The sequence below is a fragment of the Hymenobacter sp. DG01 genome (assembly GCF_006352025.1).
Taxonomy (GTDB): domain Bacteria; phylum Bacteroidota; class Bacteroidia; order Cytophagales; family Hymenobacteraceae; genus Hymenobacter.
This window is the reverse complement of sequence record NZ_CP040936.1, coordinates 3,886,977-3,902,084: the sequence shown is the minus strand read 5'-3', so window position 1 is coordinate 3,902,084 and position 15,108 is coordinate 3,886,977. Positions and strand designations below refer to the sequence as shown.

At 60.5% G+C, this 15,108-nt stretch carries 13 protein-coding genes; 6 read left to right on the top strand and 7 right to left on the bottom strand.

Translation table 11 applies throughout. The features are described 5' to 3' along the window. Positions 1–54: 54 nt before the first annotated feature. Positions 55–2,544: a M4 family metallopeptidase gene (locus tag FGZ14_RS16530; protein ID WP_139925309.1), complete on the bottom strand. Its 2,490-nt coding sequence runs from the start codon at positions 2,542–2,544 to the stop codon at positions 55–57. A gap of 288 nt (positions 2,545–2,832) precedes the next feature. Between FGZ14_RS16530 and FGZ14_RS16525 the strand changes: the two genes are divergently transcribed. Then, on the top strand, positions 2,833–3,618 hold the full coding sequence (locus tag FGZ14_RS16525) for an SDR family oxidoreductase (protein ID WP_139925308.1): 786 nt from the start codon (positions 2,833–2,835) through the stop codon (positions 3,616–3,618). Between the two features lie 175 nt (positions 3,619–3,793). Here FGZ14_RS16525 and FGZ14_RS16520 read toward each other — a convergent pair whose 3' ends face one another. Together FGZ14_RS16520 and FGZ14_RS16515 are read right to left on the bottom strand one after the other, a co-directional pair. Beyond that, positions 3,794–4,669: a RimK family alpha-L-glutamate ligase gene (locus FGZ14_RS16520; protein WP_139925307.1), complete on the bottom strand. Its 876-nt coding sequence runs from the start codon at positions 4,667–4,669 to the stop codon at positions 3,794–3,796. A gap of 248 nt (positions 4,670–4,917) precedes the next feature. Further along, a complete protein-coding gene (locus FGZ14_RS16515; protein WP_139925306.1) occupies positions 4,918–6,231 on the bottom strand; it encodes an amidohydrolase in 1,314 nt (437 codons plus the stop codon). Positions 6,232–6,401: 170 nt separating this feature from the next. Here FGZ14_RS16515 and FGZ14_RS16510 point away from each other — a divergent pair, with 170 nt between their 5' ends. Further along, a complete protein-coding gene (locus tag FGZ14_RS16510) occupies positions 6,402–7,037 on the top strand; it encodes a phosphatase PAP2-related protein (protein WP_139925305.1) in 636 nt (211 codons plus the stop codon). 71 nt (positions 7,038–7,108) lie between these two features. Here FGZ14_RS16510 and FGZ14_RS16505 read toward each other — a convergent pair whose 3' ends face one another. Both FGZ14_RS16505 and FGZ14_RS16500 read right to left on the bottom strand, forming a co-directional pair. Continuing rightward, positions 7,109–7,894 (bottom strand): SDR family oxidoreductase, encoded by a 786-nt coding sequence (locus tag FGZ14_RS16505; protein ID WP_139925304.1) that lies wholly within the window; start codon positions 7,892–7,894, stop codon positions 7,109–7,111. Between the two features lie 170 nt (positions 7,895–8,064). Next, entirely contained in the window at positions 8,065–8,880 is an 816-nt protein-coding gene (locus FGZ14_RS16500) for a phytanoyl-CoA dioxygenase family protein (protein WP_139925303.1), read from the bottom strand. Between the two features lie 226 nt (positions 8,881–9,106). Between FGZ14_RS16500 and FGZ14_RS16495 the strand changes: the two genes are divergently transcribed. The 4 genes from FGZ14_RS16495 to FGZ14_RS16480 all read left to right on the top strand — a co-directional run bounded on the left by FGZ14_RS16495 (position 9,107) and on the right by FGZ14_RS16480 (position 12,922). Next, entirely contained in the window at positions 9,107–9,883 is a 777-nt protein-coding gene (locus FGZ14_RS16495; protein WP_139925302.1) for a WG repeat-containing protein, read from the top strand. 73 nt (positions 9,884–9,956) lie between these two features. Further along, complete coding sequence (locus FGZ14_RS16490) at positions 9,957–10,754, top strand: energy transducer TonB (RefSeq protein ID WP_139925301.1); 798 nt, start codon at positions 9,957–9,959, stop codon at positions 10,752–10,754. After that, positions 10,751–11,281, top strand: coding sequence for an energy transducer TonB (locus FGZ14_RS16485; RefSeq protein ID WP_139925300.1), 531 nt, complete (start codon positions 10,751–10,753; stop codon positions 11,279–11,281). The genes FGZ14_RS16490 and FGZ14_RS16485 overlap by 4 nt, the downstream gene beginning before the upstream one ends. Before the next feature lie 84 nt (positions 11,282–11,365). Further along, complete coding sequence (locus tag FGZ14_RS16480; RefSeq protein ID WP_219601030.1) at positions 11,366–12,922, top strand: hydroxymethylglutaryl-CoA reductase; 1,557 nt, start codon at positions 11,366–11,368, stop codon at positions 12,920–12,922. Between the two features lie 182 nt (positions 12,923–13,104). Here FGZ14_RS16480 and FGZ14_RS16475 read toward each other — a convergent pair whose 3' ends face one another. Both FGZ14_RS16475 and FGZ14_RS16470 read right to left on the bottom strand, forming a co-directional pair. After that, complete coding sequence (locus FGZ14_RS16475; protein WP_139925299.1) at positions 13,105–13,635, bottom strand: hypothetical protein; 531 nt, start codon at positions 13,633–13,635, stop codon at positions 13,105–13,107. A gap of 232 nt (positions 13,636–13,867) precedes the next feature. Next, positions 13,868–15,076, bottom strand: coding sequence for a homogentisate 1,2-dioxygenase (locus FGZ14_RS16470; protein WP_139925298.1), 1,209 nt, complete (start codon positions 15,074–15,076; stop codon positions 13,868–13,870). Between the last annotated feature and the right edge of the window lie 32 nt (positions 15,077–15,108).

Below are 15,108 nucleotides of genomic sequence, written 5' to 3'. Positions count from 1 at the left end.
AAAAAAGGGCCCGCCGGTTGGCGGGCCCTTTCAGGATGAGAAGGTATTTTCCTACTACTCTTTCACGAAACGCTCGTGGAAGGTTTTCTGTCCGTCGCTGATGGAGAGCAGGTAGGTGCCTTTGGCCAGGCCGCTCACGTTGAGGCGGCCATTCTCGAAGCGGGCAGCAGCTACGCGGGCGCCGCGCAGATCCGTTACCACTGCCGAAACCACCGGAGCCTTGCTGGCCAGCACCACGTTCAACTCGTCGGCGGCCGGGTTCGGGAACAGGGTTACGGCCTTTTCGATGGCGGTGCTGAGCGTAGCGGCGGGGGTAGTGCTGCCACCCGTGAGCGAAGCCACTTCCGTAGAAGCCAGCGTGCCGCCCGTAATGTTCACGGTGTAGTCTTCGGTTTCGCCGTAGCTGTAGCTGTTGCAGCTGGTGGTAGCCGAGGCGTCGCTCATGATAACGCGCAAACGGGTAGCGCCCGACTTAGCGGTGGCCGGTACCGTGAAGGTGCCCGAGAGCGTGCCCGTGCTGGCCGAGGACCCCGATACTACCAGCTCGCCGGCATCGGTGAATACGCCGTTCTGGTTGTAGTCGATATAGACTTTCCAGTACTCGGTGTAGGCGGTAGAAGCAAAGCCAGCCGAGAAGCTGATGGTTTGCGACGAGCCGGCGGCCAGCGAGGTAGAAGTTGCCGTGCCATTGTAGTAGCCGCCATCAGCGGCCGAGGTGCGGGCAATGGTGCCCAGCTTCACGTAGTCAATCCACTCGTAGGCTACGCTGGTGCCTTTGGAAGCGCAGTAGGTTACGGTAGTGGGCGGAGGCGTGGTGGTGCCACCACCCGAGGCAGCCCCTACCCCTACGGCGTACCAAGCATCGGTAACGGCCGTTGCCTGGGCCGAGCCGGCGCCGTATAGGTCGGTAGCGGCCTGAATGGTAGCCGTGCGGGCCGTAGCGTAAGTAGCCGAAGCCGTCAGGTACACGCTCTCAGCGCGGTAGGCAATTTTGGCGGCGGCATCAATGCCAATACCGGTAACTGAGTACGCGCTGCCGATGTCATTGGTGCCGCTCTTGCCCACCGTCAGGATGTAGAACCAGTGGTTCAGTACGCCCGAGTTGGTGTGCACTCCGCCGTAGTCGTTGGAGGAAGTGGGGTTGGTGGTAGTAGCTCTCCAGTAAGTGCCTTTATAGGTATCAGGCTGGCCCTGGGAGTTCGGGTCGCTCATGGACCGCAGGCCGGGCTGCTGCTTGTCAATGTCTTCGCCAATAAGCCAGGTCGATTTGGTCAGGCCCAGCTTGGCGGCAGTGTACTGCTCAATGGCGGCTCCCCAGATGTCGGAGAAGCCTTCGTTGAGGGCCCCCGATTCGTTCTGGTAAGTCAGGTTGGCGGTTTTTTCGCACACGGCGTGGCCAATTTCGTGGCCGCACACATCGAGGGCGGTCAGGGGGCGGAAGCGGGTAGCGCCATCGCCGTAGGTCATTACCGAGCCGTTCCAGTAGGCATTCTCGAAGCCCACGCCGTCGCCGGGGGTATCATCGAAGTGCACGTAGCTCTTGATTTTGGCACCGGCGTTGTCGTAGGAGTTGCGACCGTGCACCAGCTTCCAGTAGTCGTACGTAGCCTGGGCCCCGAAGTGGGCGTCGCCGGCCACGTTGTCGAAGTTGGCGTTGTTGTACTCGGTCCAGCTGTTATCGGCGTCGGTGAAGTCAACGGCGGCGGTGTAGCTGCTGCCTTTCTTGGCGTTATAGGTTTCAATGCCCAGGCCACGGGTGTACTCGCGCAGGCGGTACTGCCCGGTCGTCGTCGATTCGTTGGCAAGGGTGCGGGTGCCGCTGTAGGCGGTGGCAAACGTAGCGGTGGTAGCCGCGTGCTTGATGATGGCATCCTGCAGCACCACCTCCCCGGAGGCGGCATCAACGTAGATGTAAGCGCGGCTCAGGGGCTGCTGGGCGTACACGTTGAACTTCCAGGCCAGGGTAGGCTTACCGGCTTTCAGGGGGTTAGCCGAGCGTAGGTTGCGCACGATTACCAGCTCGCCCTGAGGCTTGTAGGTAGCGGCAGGGTTGTTTTCCGTGGCTTTCAGGCCGGCTTCTTCGCGGGCATCTTCCCACATGTACTTTTTGGCGCCCACAAACGCCAGGGCCCGCTGCAGGGCAGCGCTGGCATTGAGGGAAGGGGTAATATTGAGGGCCGCTAGGCGCTCAAACTGCCCACTGATGCTGGTTACGTTGCCTTGGCGGGCGTGCACCGTGTAGGAGGCGTGCTCTACCTTAATGCCTTTGTAGTACTGCTGGTACTTCTCGTGCACGAAGCTCAGGTCGTCGGCGCTGGTTTTGGCGGGCAGCAGCTGGTCGTCGGCGGAAAGCTGCAGCTGTTCGCGTAGGGCCTTGCCGGCCTCACTCAGCTTGTAGGCCATGCCCGCCCGAAACTGCACCATATAGGGAGTACCGTTATCATTCAGGGCGCGGCTCTGAACCCGGGAATAATCCTGTGCCAGGGCGGTGGAAGAAAGCCCACCAAGCAGCAAGAGAGTTGCCGCAGCGTATTTGTTGATCATACTGTGTAAGTTGGTTGTGAGGAATTGAACAGAAGCAGTACGCCCCATTGCCAGGAAAATGAGCAACGGCTTGTTCAGCAAATTAAAGTATTTTTAATAATGTCACTGTTTTTTGAAATAATTTTTAATCAAAAAGCTTATTGATATGAAATACACAACTCATAAGTCCAGCTTTTAAGAAACACGCAATATGCGGCAAATCATTGAGTTTAGATTTGCTGTTGGCGCTACTGCTTACCAGCAGCCGGGGTAGCACCACAGAATTTTAAACATTCCAAGAAATACTTCATGCAAAACTCATCTTCGCTGGCTACACGCTGGAGCCTAGCCGGCCAGACGGCCCTGGTTACGGGTGCATCTAAAGGAATTGGGGCCGCGGTAGCCGCCGAGCTGCTGGCCCTGGGCGCTACCGTAATAGCCGTAGCCCGCACCGCCCCCGTCCTGGAGCAGCAGGTAGCCCAATGGCAGCAGCAGGGCCTGGATGCTCATGCGTTAGCAGCCGACATCAGCACGCCGGAAGGCCGAAACCAGCTGCTGGCAACACTGGCCGAGCGGTGGCCCCGGCTGCACATTCTGGTGAATAATGTGGGTACCAACATCCGCAAGCCCACGCTGGAGTACTCCGAACAGGAATACCGGCACATTCTGTCCACCAACCTCGATTCGGCCTGGGAGCTGAGCAGAGGGGTGCAACCCCGGCTTGCGGCCGCTGGTGGGGGTAGCATCGTCAATATCTCGTCGGTGGCGGGGCTGGCGCACGTACGGACCGGGGCCGTGTATGGCATGACCAAGGCCGCGCTGGTGCAGCTTACGCGCAACCTGGCCGTGGAATGGTCCAGTCTGGGCATACGGGTGAACTGCGTGGCTCCCTGGTACATTCAGACGCCGCTGGCCGCCGGCGTGCTCAGCAATGAGGCCTACCTGAACGATGTGCTCAGCCGCACCCCCATGCGCCGCATCGGGGAGCCGGAGGAGGTGGCCGCCGCTGTGGCTTTCCTCTGCCTACCTGCCGCCAGCTACATCACCGGTCAAACCCTGAGCGTGGATGGGGGCTTTTCAGTGAACAGTTTCTAGAGAGCAGCTAAGTAAGCTGTTCAAAGGAAGGGCTTGTTATGGCTCATCCTACTTTGTGTGATAGGCTGATAAACAACGAAGCCCTTATCGTGTAGAACGATAAGGGCTTCGCAGGTTTGAAGGGGGTAGGCAGTTGGTCGGCGGGTTAAGCCTCCCCGCTTCTTGAACAGCTTACTCAGTTACTCAACTGCTTCAGGGCTTGTTCGTAGCGCGGCAAGGAGCCTTCGGAGGAGGCAAGGTAGAGGAAGGGCTCAATCAGCTCCAGCTCCATGAGCAGGAACTCGCCGTTCTGGTCCAGGCCATCGACGCGGGCGTAGAGGCAGCCGGTGGCAAACTCGCGCACAATGGCATCGGCGGCCTGGCGCAGGTGGGCGGGTGCCTCGCGGGGTTCAATGCCACCGCCGAGGTAGTGCTGCACCCGGAAGTCGCCGGACTTAGGCGTTTTCAGGACGCAGTGGCTGAACTCGCCGCCGAAGTAGATGAGTGACCATTCGCCTTCTTCCTGAATCTGGGGCTGGAAGGGCTGCACCAGAAAATCTTCGTCGCGGAGCAGCTCCTGCAGCTGGGGCTGGCGCACCGACGATTCCTGCCGGGTCAGCACGAAGGTGTTCTTGGCTCCGCCGCTCACGGCCGGCTTCACCACCAGTGTGTCGTGGCCCAGGGTATCAAACAGCGAATCGGTTTCAACGGTCTGGCCGCGGCTAAGCCAGTGGGTAGGCACGATGCGCACGCCGGCCCGCTCCATATCCAGCAGGTACTTTTTGTCGGCGTTCCAGCGCACGGTGGTAGCTGGGTTCAGCAGCTTCACCCCGAGGCTCTCCACACGGTCAAGCCACTGGTAGAACTCGCCTACCCGGTCAAAATAGTCCCAGGGCGACTTCACCACCACCACATCGTAGCGCAGCCAGTCCACGGCTGGGTTGCTCCAGACGCGGGGCTCTACGCTGTGGCCTTGCTCGCGCAGGTAGCGGGTGAGCAGGCTGTCCTCGTCATCGACGTTGGGGGCGGCATACTGGGCGAGACTCTCGCAGGTAACCAGGGCAATATTCATTACGGATGTAAACGGATTAATCAAATTTCACGGATGCAGGCGCGGGTTAGCCGGCGGCCTGAATGGGCTACTAGACGGGAAAGGGCCGCCCGGGTTGCGTTCAGGAGACAGGAGGCCCAGCGTTTGTCATTCCGACTGTAGGGAGGAATCCGGGACCATCAACAGAGGTCAGACCCAGATTCCTCTTCTCCGCTTGATGCGCAGAATGGTCGGCATGACGCCTTTTGGCTGGGTCTATCGGCTTTCGGCTATTTCTTACCGCCGGCCGCCAGGTAGTCGAAGGCCAGGGTGGCCAGGGTTTTTACGCCCAGGGTCAGGCCGCTTTCATCCACGAAGAAGCCGGGGGTGTGGTGCGGGGCCGTTTCGGCGGGGTTCTTCCCCTTGGGCATGCCACCCACGAATACGAACATGCCGGGAATTTTCTCCTGATAGTAAGCAAAGTCCTCGGCCCCGGTCACGGCCTTTTGCACACTCACATTGGCGGCGTCGGCGGCGCTGTTCAGGCTGGGCACCATCTGCTGCGTGAGGCGCGGGTCGTTGTAGGTTACGGGGGCGTAGTTCACGATTTCGACCTCGGCGGTAGCTCCGGCGCTTTCGGCAATGTTGGTGGCGGTGCGGCGCACGGCAGCCCAGATCTGCTGCTGCATTTCCTTGCTCAGGCTGCGGATGGTGCCCGTCAGCTCCACCTGCTCCGGAATGATGTTGTTGCGCACCCCGCCGTGCACCATACCCACCGTCAGCACGGCGGCATCGTCGGTGAGCTGGAGCTGGCGGCTGACGATGGTTTGCAGGCCCATGATGATCTGGGCCGAAGTTACTACGGGGTCAACGGCCAGCCAGGGGTAGGCTCCATGGGCCGATTTACCTTTCACCTTAATAGTAAACACATCGGAGGAGGCCATTTCGCCGCCGGGCCGGTAGGAGAGCTTGCCTACCTCGGTCTGGGCCTGAATGTGCACCCCGAAAATGGCATCGACCTTGGGGTTGGTGAGCACGCCTTCCTGCACCATGAGCCGGGCCCCGCCCACCACACCCGGCAAGGAGCCTTCTTCGGCGGGCTGGAATACAAACTTTACGGTGCCACTCAGGTCCTTTTTCATCTGGCTGAGCACTTCAGCCGCGCCCAGCAGCATGGCTACGTGGGTGTCGTGGCCACAGGCATGCATCACGCCCACTTCCTGCCCGTTGTAGGTGGTGCGGGCTTTGGAGGCGAAGGGCAGGCTGCTGCTTTCCGTTACGGGTAGGGCGTCCATATCGGCGCGCAGGGCTACCACGGGGCCGGGCTTGCCGCCCTTCAGGATGCCGACCACACCCGTACGCGCTACCCCGGTTTGCACCTCAATCCCCATCTTTTTCAGCTGCTCGGCAATGAGGGCGGCCGTGCGGGTTTCCTGGTTGCCCAGCTCAGGGTGCTCATGAATGTCGCGGCGCCAGGCAATTACCTTGTTTTCCTGCTGAGCGGCGAGTTTGGCAATTTGCCCGTGGAGGGCGCTGGTTTGGGCCAATGCAGGCGCGGCGGCAAGCAAAGCGGCAGCCAGGGTAGCGGCGTAAAAAGGCTTCATGGAAAGCAGGTCAGGAGGTTGCGGAGAATAGTTGGCTGAAAAGGTACGCCGCAAAGCGGTTTCCTAAGGAATGCCCCTGTTAGAAAAACTCAGCCGTGAGCCTACCTGCCTTTGTTAGTAGGTTTGCGCGTCATCTCACGGCTGGCTTCCGGCCCCGACTACGCATTTACATGTCTGCTGACTTTTTTACCTGGCGCGAGGCCTGGCGGCAACCGGCTTTCCGGGGGCGGCTGGGGGTAGTGCTGGTTTTGCTCCTGACGTTGGCGGCCTTACTGCCGCGCTTCTTTGCCTGGGTGCAGGCCCGCCCCGGTACTATTTTCCCTGATCCGCTGCTGGCCCTACTGCCGGCCCGCGACGTATCGGGGCTGACGTTTGCGGTTATTTATTTGGGTATTGGGTTGGGGGTAGCTACGCTGCTGCCTCGGCCCTACCCCCTGCTGCGGGCCCTAACGGCTTACTTGCTGCTGCATCTGCTGCGCTGCGCCACGCTGGCTCTGCTCCCTCTGGAACCGCCCATCGGCCTCATCATGTTGCGCGACCCGCTGGTGGAGCAGCTGTTCTACGCGGCTCCCGCGCCTATCACCAAGGACCTGTTCTTCTCCGGCCACACCGCCACGCTGTTGCTGCTGGCCCTGGCCGTACCCGCTGGCTGGCGGCGCCGCGTGCTGCTGGCCGCCACGGTGGCTATTGGCTTGCTGGTGATGGTGCAGCGCGCTCATTATAGCTACGATGTGCTGGCCGCGCCCCTGTTCGCGGGGCTGAGTTTCTGGCTGGCGGGGCGGCTCATTCCTACCCCCGTTAGGTAACTGAAAGGGGTAGGAGAAAGGTCTCTCCGCCCTGCTCCTACCCCTATTGCCGCCCGAAATGCCGGCAGATGCTACTTCAGGTGTTTCTCGTAGATGCCGGCCGCAATGCGCTCCGTGATACCCTTGGGTACCAGCGCGGTAAGCGCCGCCGACACCTTGTTTAGCGCCCCCGGAATTACCTCAGCCTCACCCGAGAGCATGGCGGCAATGCCGAACTCGGCTACCTGAGCGGGCGTCATGGATACTTTGTTGGCTACGGCCTGCAGCTCGGAGTTCATGCCGGCGCGGTCGGCGAAGTCGGTGGTGGTAGCGCCGGGACTGAGGCAGGTAACCGATACGCTGGTGTCGCGCAGCTCGTAGCGCAGGCCCCGCGAAAAGCTGATGAGGAAGGCCTTGCTGGCCGCGTAGAGCGTGAGCGTGGGCACGGCCTGATAGGCGGCCGTGCTGGCTACGTTCAGGATATAGGCTTTGGGCTGTCGGCGTAGGGTAGGGAGCAGGGCGTGGGTCAGTTCCACGGGCAGGTGCATATTGAGTTGCAGCATGTTCTGCTGCTCCGTCAGCGGCAATTCCTCAAAGCGACCCCATAGACCATAACCGGCGTTATTTACCAGCACAGCCAGCTCCGTGGTTTGGGCCCCTACCCAGGCGGCCACCTGCTGAGCCGCACCCGGCGCGGCCAGGTCCAGGGCCAGAAACCGCGCCTCTCGCCCCAGCTGCCGGATTTCCGTAGCCACCTGTTCCAGCTGATCAGCCGAACGGGCCACCAACAGCACGTCGTGGCCACGGCGGGCCAGGTCCAGGGCCATGGCCCGGCCGATGCCACGGGAAGCACCAGTAATCAGAGCAGCTTTTTGCAAGACTTTGAGGTGATGGGTGAAAAGTGATGAGGTGAATGGAGGTGAGCGGGTAATGAAGTGAATGGAGGTGAGGTAAATCGTTCTAGGCAAGGAGCTAATGTAGCTATTTACCCCTTACCCTTTACTGGTCACCTGTCACCATTTACCTCATCACGTTTCACCTCTCCACCCTATTTCACCAAGTGGAGAAACCGGAGATAGAAGGGGGTAGGGCTGTTTTCGTGCTTGGGCTCGTACTTGCCGGCAATAATGGGCACGTACATCACCCGGCGGCGCGAGGCCTCGCCTACCAGCGGCGACTGCGCCACGCGGTGCCACATGCGGCCGTCGTGCACGGTCAGGTCGCCGGGCTCGGTTTCTACGGCTACCTCGTGGGGGTCGGGGCCTACGTCTTTGTAGTACTTCTTGCGGAACAGGATGTCACGCAGGCCCTGGCGGTGGGTGCCCGGAATCAGGCGCAGACCGCCGTTGGTGGCGGGCGTGCCATCCAGGTGTACGCCCACGTTCAGCATCGGCCCAATTTTCTTACCGTAGAACACGTCGCGCAGCGAGTCGGTGTGCCAGCCCATCTGCGAAAACTCCGAGCCCTCCACGTTCACGTAGTGGTTGATGACCAGGCCATCCTTCTCGTTTTCGCCTACCCGGCCCCCGGCCGCTTCCAGCAACGGAAACAGGGCCCTGAAGCGCGGATCCTGCAGAAACTCGTGCAGCACGGGGCTATGGTGTGAGGCAAAAGCGAAGCGCTGCACAATGGGCGAGCCATCCACATCCTTGCCATATTTAATCGGAACGCCGTTCACCTTCTTCACATCATCGGCCAGCCACTGGCGCTGCACCTCCTGAGAGGCTTGCAGCAGGCTTTGCACGGTTTCAGGGGAGATAAAAGCCCGGAAATGAAGAAATCCATGCTCGCGGAAGAAAGCCAGCTGCTCCGGCGTGAGGCTCTCGCCTAAGGTAAAACGCGGATAGGTTAGTTGTGATGACATAAGCAAAGGCGGTCAGCGAAACGCCTAGTAAGGGGAGGCAAAGATACGATACCAGGGTTTTTGCCGCAGAAAAAGTGATGATCAACCCTACAATCCTCCAAATCAGCCGGGCAAGATGAGCCATTGTCCGTGAAGAACGAGTGAACCAACCGCGCCGGGCCTATTTGGTTTATCCCATCTGCGTACCTTAGCTGCAATAGCCGGTGCCCTCCTGCCCTCATCTTGCATGAAACGCCCTTTTCTGCTCTTGTTTTTGCTGCTGCTGGCTACCGGCAACCTCCTGCGGGCCCAAACGGCGGCCTCCCGCCTCGTGCCCTTCCGGCAGGGCGGCAAATGGGGCTACGCCGACCAGGCCCGCCGCCTGGTGCTACCCCTGCGCTACGACGAAGCCGGGCCCTTCGTGGAGGAAATTGCCTGGGTGCGCCAGGGCCCGCGCTACGGCTACATCGACAGCGGCGGCAACCCCGTTACGCCCCTGCAGTACGCCCGCGCCAGCACGTTCCTGCTGGGCCGCGCCACCGTAGAGCTGAACGGCGAAACCTTTGATATTGGCCCCACCGGCCGCCGCCTGACCGAGCCCGCAGCCCCCGAGCCTGAGGAAGAGCCCCTGGAGCACGGCGACCTGGTGCGCCGGGACGGGAAAGTGGGCTTCCGCTTCACGGTGGGCTCGGGGTCCGTGCCGGCCATCTACGATGAAATCCGGGAGAATTACAACGGCCTCCTGTTCGTGCGCCAGGGCGCCAAGTGGGGGGTAGTAAACAGCAGCGGCAAGCTGGTGCAGCCCGTGCGCTACGATGCCATCCGGCTCACAGGTAACCTGCAGTTTCCGGTGGTGCAGCTAGGCCAGCTCTTCGGCTACCTCGACGAGGAAGGCAACACCCTCACGGAAATCCGCTACCCCCAGGCTGAGCCCTTCCTCGGCGACGTGGCCCGCGTACTGGCCCCCGATGGCCAGCCCGGCTACCTCAACGCCAACGGCCAGGAATTCTGGGAGGAACGGTGAGATAGTGAGCTGGTGAGTTGCCGGGCGAGTAGCGTATATTCCGGCTGGCGCTTTACCCGTTATCCTTATACCTATGCTGCCACTCCCCATCCTCAACATCCGCCTGAACGCCTGCCACGAAGACTGGCAGCAGATGACGCCCGTGGCCCAGGGCCACCACTGCGCCCAGTGCAACCGCACCGTCCTCGACTTCACCGCCGCTACCCAGGCCGATGTGGATGCCGCTTTCCGGGCTTCTCCGGATGGCCGCGTCTGCGGGCGGTTCCGGGCCGGGCAGCTGGCCCCTACTCCCCAGCTGCGCCCCAAGCTCCGGCGGTTTCTGGTGGCCTTGGTGCTGGTGTACGGGGTAGGGCTGTCGGGGCGGGAGGCGGTGGCGCAGGTGCGGAAGGCAACGCGCGCCCCAGCCGTGAAGCATGCCCTAGCCCAGCCGACAGAACTGCTCGGTGATACAGAAGAGCTGCCGGACCGCGCCCAGCTTATGCAGCTTAAGCCAGACACGGTGGCCACGCAAGCTCCCCAATACTTCGTTGGCCATGTTGAGCAGATGCCAGTCTTTAAAGGTGGTCAGAAAGCACTACTTACTTTCTTGTCCCAGAACATTCACTGGCCCGACGAGGTACCGCAAACCACCAGCGGACGAGTATTTATCGAATTTCAAGTTACCGAAACCGGGGGCGTTCGTAACGCCAGGGTCAAGCAGCACCTGCATCCAGCTTTAGATGCGGAGGCCTTGCGTGTAGTTCAGCTATTGGATGGCCAATTCAGTCCTGGCACGCAAAATAAACGGCCAATTGCCGTAGGCTACACGCTACCCATCACATTTCAGGGAGCCGACGTTCCATCAGAAAAGCACAAGCGCAACCCAAGATGAACAGACTGATACTCGCAGCTTGTCTTGCCGCCTTGAGTTGCGTCAGTATAACTGCCATTGCCCAGGTAGCGCCGGCGGTACCCAGTGCCATGGTGGACACTGTTGGGTTGCGAAGCCAATCAACAAAGATCAAAGCCAACGTTCTACAGGATAGCAGATTACCAAGTGCTACTCCGGCCGAGGCAGGTTCGGCTAGGGGCATTGCCTCTATTATAGGTTGCGAAGTCGTGCCAGCATATAAGAAGCGCAATCGGAAGGACAGCCTGCTGCTGTTCGTCAAGGAAAATCTTCAATGGCCTGATAAAACGGGACGAATGTGCATTGATGGCCGGGTATATGTGTCTTTCGTTGTAGGGGAGAAAGGGCAGGTATATGATGCGAAGGTGCTGAAAGGGCTGCATCCGCTTTTCGATGCTGAGGCGCTACGGGTTGTGCAGCTCTTGGACGGCCACTTTACACCGGCCCTTTGCGGTGGAGTAGCAAAGGCGCACGAATATTTTCTGCCGGTTTTTTTCTCCCTGAAATAAGTCTGCTGGGTTCCGGAAGCGCACTGTTTTCTTTGTTGGTTCGTACACACCCTACCCCCTTTCCGCTCACCAACCCTTCCGCCCATGATTTTCACGCCCAGCGCCATGATGCTCAAGCTGCTTTACACCCGCGGCAGCCTGCGTAATACGCCCGAAGGGGTAGCCTTCAGCATCAAGAACCGCCTGGATACCGTGCGCATCACGCGGATAGAGTATGTGGAGCTGGACGATGTGCGCATCGGCACCGAGCAGATTGCCCTGGACCTGGGCAATGGCGACGTGCGCCCGGCCTCGGTGTTCAATGCCGAGCGGACGGGGTTTACCCTGCCGGTGGGACAGTCGGCTACCTTTCACCTGGCCGCCAAGCCCCTGCCGGAAGGCCTGCACACCATCCGGGTGCGCTTCGCGGCGGAGCCGTTCGGTGAGCTGACGGTGGAAGTGGAAGACGCCATTGCGGCCCGCCCCGAAAGCCGCACCCGCATTCCGCGCTCCGAAACCGACGACTACTCCGAAGCCGCCATTCAGGCCCGGCAGCAGTTTGCCGAGGAATTTACGGGGGAGCAATTCGAGCACCTCAAGCAATATTCCTTCGATGCCCAAACGCTTAAGGGCAACTGCGAGCATTTTACGGGGGTAGCCCAGATTCCGGTGGGGCTGGCCGGCCCTCTGCACGTAAACGGCGAGCACGCCCAGGGCGACTTCCTGATTCCGCTGGCCACCACCGAAGGCACGCTGGTAGCCAGCTACAACCGGGGTATTCAACTGCTCAACCTCTGCGGGGGCGTGAAATGCACCGTCATTGGTGATGCCATGCAGCGGGCCCCGGTGTTTGTGTTCGATGATGCCCGCGGGGCCCGCGACTTTGGCCGCTGGGTAGAAGAAGAAATTGAGCGAATTCGACCGGAGGCGGAAAGTACCTCGCGCATCGCCAAGCTGCAGTACATCGATACCTATCTGGCGGGCAAGTTTGCCTATCTGCGCTTCAACTACAGCACCGGCGACGCGGCCGGCCAGAACATGGTGGGTCGGGCCACCTTCGCCGCCTGCTCCTGGATTCTGGAAAACTACAAAGGCGCGCCCATCCGCCACTTCTACCTCGAATCCAACTTCGCCACCGACAAAAAGGCGTCCCAGATTAACGTGATGCGCACCCGTGGCAAGCGCGTGGTGGCCGAGGCCGTCATCAAGCGCGACATTCTGCAGCAGCGGATGCGCGTGAAGCCCGAGCAGCTGGCTTACCACGGCCAGGTAAGCAACGTAGGCGCTTTCTTGTCGGGGGCCAACAACAACGGCGCACACTCGGCCAATGCCATTACGGCCTTGTTTATTGCTACCGGCCAGGATGTCGCCAACGTATCGGAATCGTCGGCGGGGGTGCTGTACTCGGAAGTGACCAAGGAAGGCGACCTGTACATCAGCATCACCATTCCCTCCCTCATTGTGGCCACCCACGGCGGCGGCACCGGCCTGGCCACCCAAAACGAGTACCTCCGAATGCTGGGCTGCACCGGCCGCGGCACCGTAAACAAGCTGGCCGAAATAGTGGCCGGCGTGGTGCTGGCCGGCGAGCTAAGCCTGGGTTCCGCCATCAGCTCCTCCGACTGGGTGAGCAGCCACGAGCAATACGGCCGGAACCGGTGAATGAGTGAAGTGTCATAGCGAGGCACGAAGCCATCCGTCCTGACCCAACGCCCTACCCCTTGAAACGTGACAAGCCCTTGACGACTGTTCTAGCGTCAAGGGCTTGTCTGTTTAGCAGGCTGTGAGAATATGAGAGGAAAGCTGGCTTCGTGCCTCACCATGGCAACTCACTCATTCACCATTTACAGCGGGTCGGCGGTTACTTTGAAACGGGAGTCCGTGCGGATGGTAATGTCCCGGCTGATGGGTTTGCGGATTTTGGCTGTCGTGGACAGCGTGTAGCTACTGGCTTTCACGTACTTATCCAGCTTCTGGGTGGTAGGCGTCAGCTGCACGGTGTTTACGCCGGTCGGGATGTTGTCGGCAGAAGCCAGCAAAACTTTGTCGTTCTGGTCGGTGCTGATGTAGATGTCGATGCTCTGCAGGAAATCGAAATTCTCGGAGCTGGGGTCCGTGATGGCAAGCGTAAGCCGGTCGAGCTTCACGTCCTTTACCAGGTTGGCGCTGGTGTTTTCGTTCTTGAACTTCTCGTCGGAGCGGGTGGTAACGGCAATGGGCGTGAGCGGCACAATCTGCCCCAGCGGAAAAGAGCTGGCAATTTTCACCGACTGCGAATCTTCAATGTAAAAGGTCAGCAGCTTGTCGATTTTGTCGCAACTGGTAAGCACCGCCAGCATCAACAGCGCCGGAAGCAGAAACAGGATTTTCTTCATGGAATTGCAATTTTCCCGAAGTTACGAAATCCGGGCAGCGCAGGGTTTTGGGCGGCAACGATGAAGTAAGAAAATCGGCTATTCAGGCCCCACCGCGCCCAACCGGACGCTGGCAAGAAAACCTCCCCTCCTGAGCCCTAGGCAAAGAACCTATGCAGAAGGCAATTGCCAACTGCAGAGGTTCTTCGCTTAGGACTCAGAATGACAGACCGGTAAACTCACCGATTCGCCCTCAGTCCATCATGTCGGCGGCGCGGGGCGGCTCGTGCTGGAAATCGGGCTGCCAGCTCATGGGGTAGCGCGGGTCCACGTAGGGTAGGGCGGCCTCGGTGAGGTAGAGCGGGCGAAAGGTATCGACCATCACGGCCAGCTCGTGGGTTTCCTTTTTGCCGATGCTAGCCTCCACGGTACCCGGGTGCGGGCCGTGCGGAATACCACTTGGGTGCCAGGTAAACGAGGCCAGATCTACCCCCCGTCGCGACATGAAGTTGCCGGCCACGTAGTACAGCACCTCGTCGGAATCGACGTTGGAGTGGTTATAAGGAGCCGGAATAGCCAGGGGGTGGTAGTCGAAAAGGCGCGGCACAAAGGAGCAGATCACGAAGTTATTGCCCTCGAACTGCTGGTGCACGGGTGGGGGCTGGTGGATGCGGCCGGTTATGGGCTCGAAATCGTGGATGCTGGTGGCGTAGGGGTAGAAGTAGCCGTCCCAGCCTACCACATCGAAAGGCGAGTGGCCGTACACCAGCGTGTGCAGGAGCCCGTCTTTCTTCACGCGCACCACGTACTCACCCGATTCGCGCACGTCGCCTTCCACCAGCTCCGAGGGGGCCCGGAAGTCCCGCTCGCAGTAGGGCGCGTGCTCCAGCAGCTGCCCGAAGTGGTTGCGGTAGCGGCGGCAGGTTTCCACCGGGCTAAACGACTCAATGATAAGCAGGCGCACCGGCCCTTCCTCGAAGTGCAGCTGGTGAATGATGGTGCGCGGAATCACGACATAGTCGCCGGGTTCGAAGGCTACCTTGCCCAGCTGGCTCCAGAGTTCCCCCCGGCCTTCGTGCACGAAAATCACCTCATCGGCCAAGGCATTTTTATAGTAGTAGTCCATGCGCTGCTCCGTGGGGTTGCAGATGCTCATGGTTACATCGGCGTTGCCGAGCACGGTCTGGCGGGCCTGGAGGTAGTCGCCGCCGGTGCTGGTCTGGGCCAGGGTGCGCAGGTGAGCCGGCTCCAGCGGCCGGTCTTTCAGCAGCTTGGGAGCGTAGGGCTGGGGCTCCCCAACCTTCCGGATTTCGGTGGGCGCGTGCCGATGGTAAAGCAAAGACGAAACGCCGTGGAAGCCCAGCGTGCCCACCAGCTGCTCGTGATAGAGCGAGCCGTCGGGCTGCCGGAACTGGGTATGCCGCTTGCGCGGAATCTGACCTAATCGTTGATAAAAAGGCATATGGGTGGGAAGTTGGGGTAGGAACTGTGGGG

Excerpts from the sequence above, each read along its gene's own strand:
- FGZ14_RS16495 (WP_139925302.1), top strand. The coding sequence starts at position 9,107 with ATGAAACGCCCTTTTCTGCTCTTGTTTTTGCTGCTGCTGGCTACCGGC.
- FGZ14_RS16515 (WP_139925306.1), bottom strand. The coding sequence starts at position 6,231 with ATGAAGCCTTTTTACGCCGCTACCCTGGCTGCCGCTTTGCTTGCCGCC.
- FGZ14_RS16485 (WP_139925300.1), top strand. The coding sequence starts at position 10,751 with ATGAACAGACTGATACTCGCAGCTTGTCTTGCCGCCTTGAGTTGCGTC.
- FGZ14_RS16520 (WP_139925307.1), bottom strand. The coding sequence starts at position 4,669 with ATGAATATTGCCCTGGTTACCTGCGAGAGTCTCGCCCAGTATGCCGCC.
- FGZ14_RS16475 (WP_139925299.1), bottom strand. The coding sequence starts at position 13,635 with ATGAAGAAAATCCTGTTTCTGCTTCCGGCGCTGTTGATGCTGGCGGTG.
- FGZ14_RS16490 (WP_139925301.1), top strand. The coding sequence starts at position 9,957 with ATGCTGCCACTCCCCATCCTCAACATCCGCCTGAACGCCTGCCACGAA.
- FGZ14_RS16525 (WP_139925308.1), top strand. The coding sequence starts at position 2,833 with ATGCAAAACTCATCTTCGCTGGCTACACGCTGGAGCCTAGCCGGCCAG.
- FGZ14_RS16470 (WP_139925298.1), bottom strand. The coding sequence starts at position 15,076 with ATGCCTTTTTATCAACGATTAGGTCAGATTCCGCGCAAGCGGCATACC.
- FGZ14_RS16510 (WP_139925305.1), top strand. The coding sequence starts at position 6,402 with ATGTCTGCTGACTTTTTTACCTGGCGCGAGGCCTGGCGGCAACCGGCT.
- FGZ14_RS16530 (WP_139925309.1), bottom strand. The coding sequence starts at position 2,544 with ATGATCAACAAATACGCTGCGGCAACTCTCTTGCTGCTTGGTGGGCTT.
- FGZ14_RS16480 (WP_219601030.1), top strand. The coding sequence starts at position 11,366 with ATGATTTTCACGCCCAGCGCCATGATGCTCAAGCTGCTTTACACCCGC.
- FGZ14_RS16500 (WP_139925303.1), bottom strand. The coding sequence starts at position 8,880 with ATGTCATCACAACTAACCTATCCGCGTTTTACCTTAGGCGAGAGCCTC.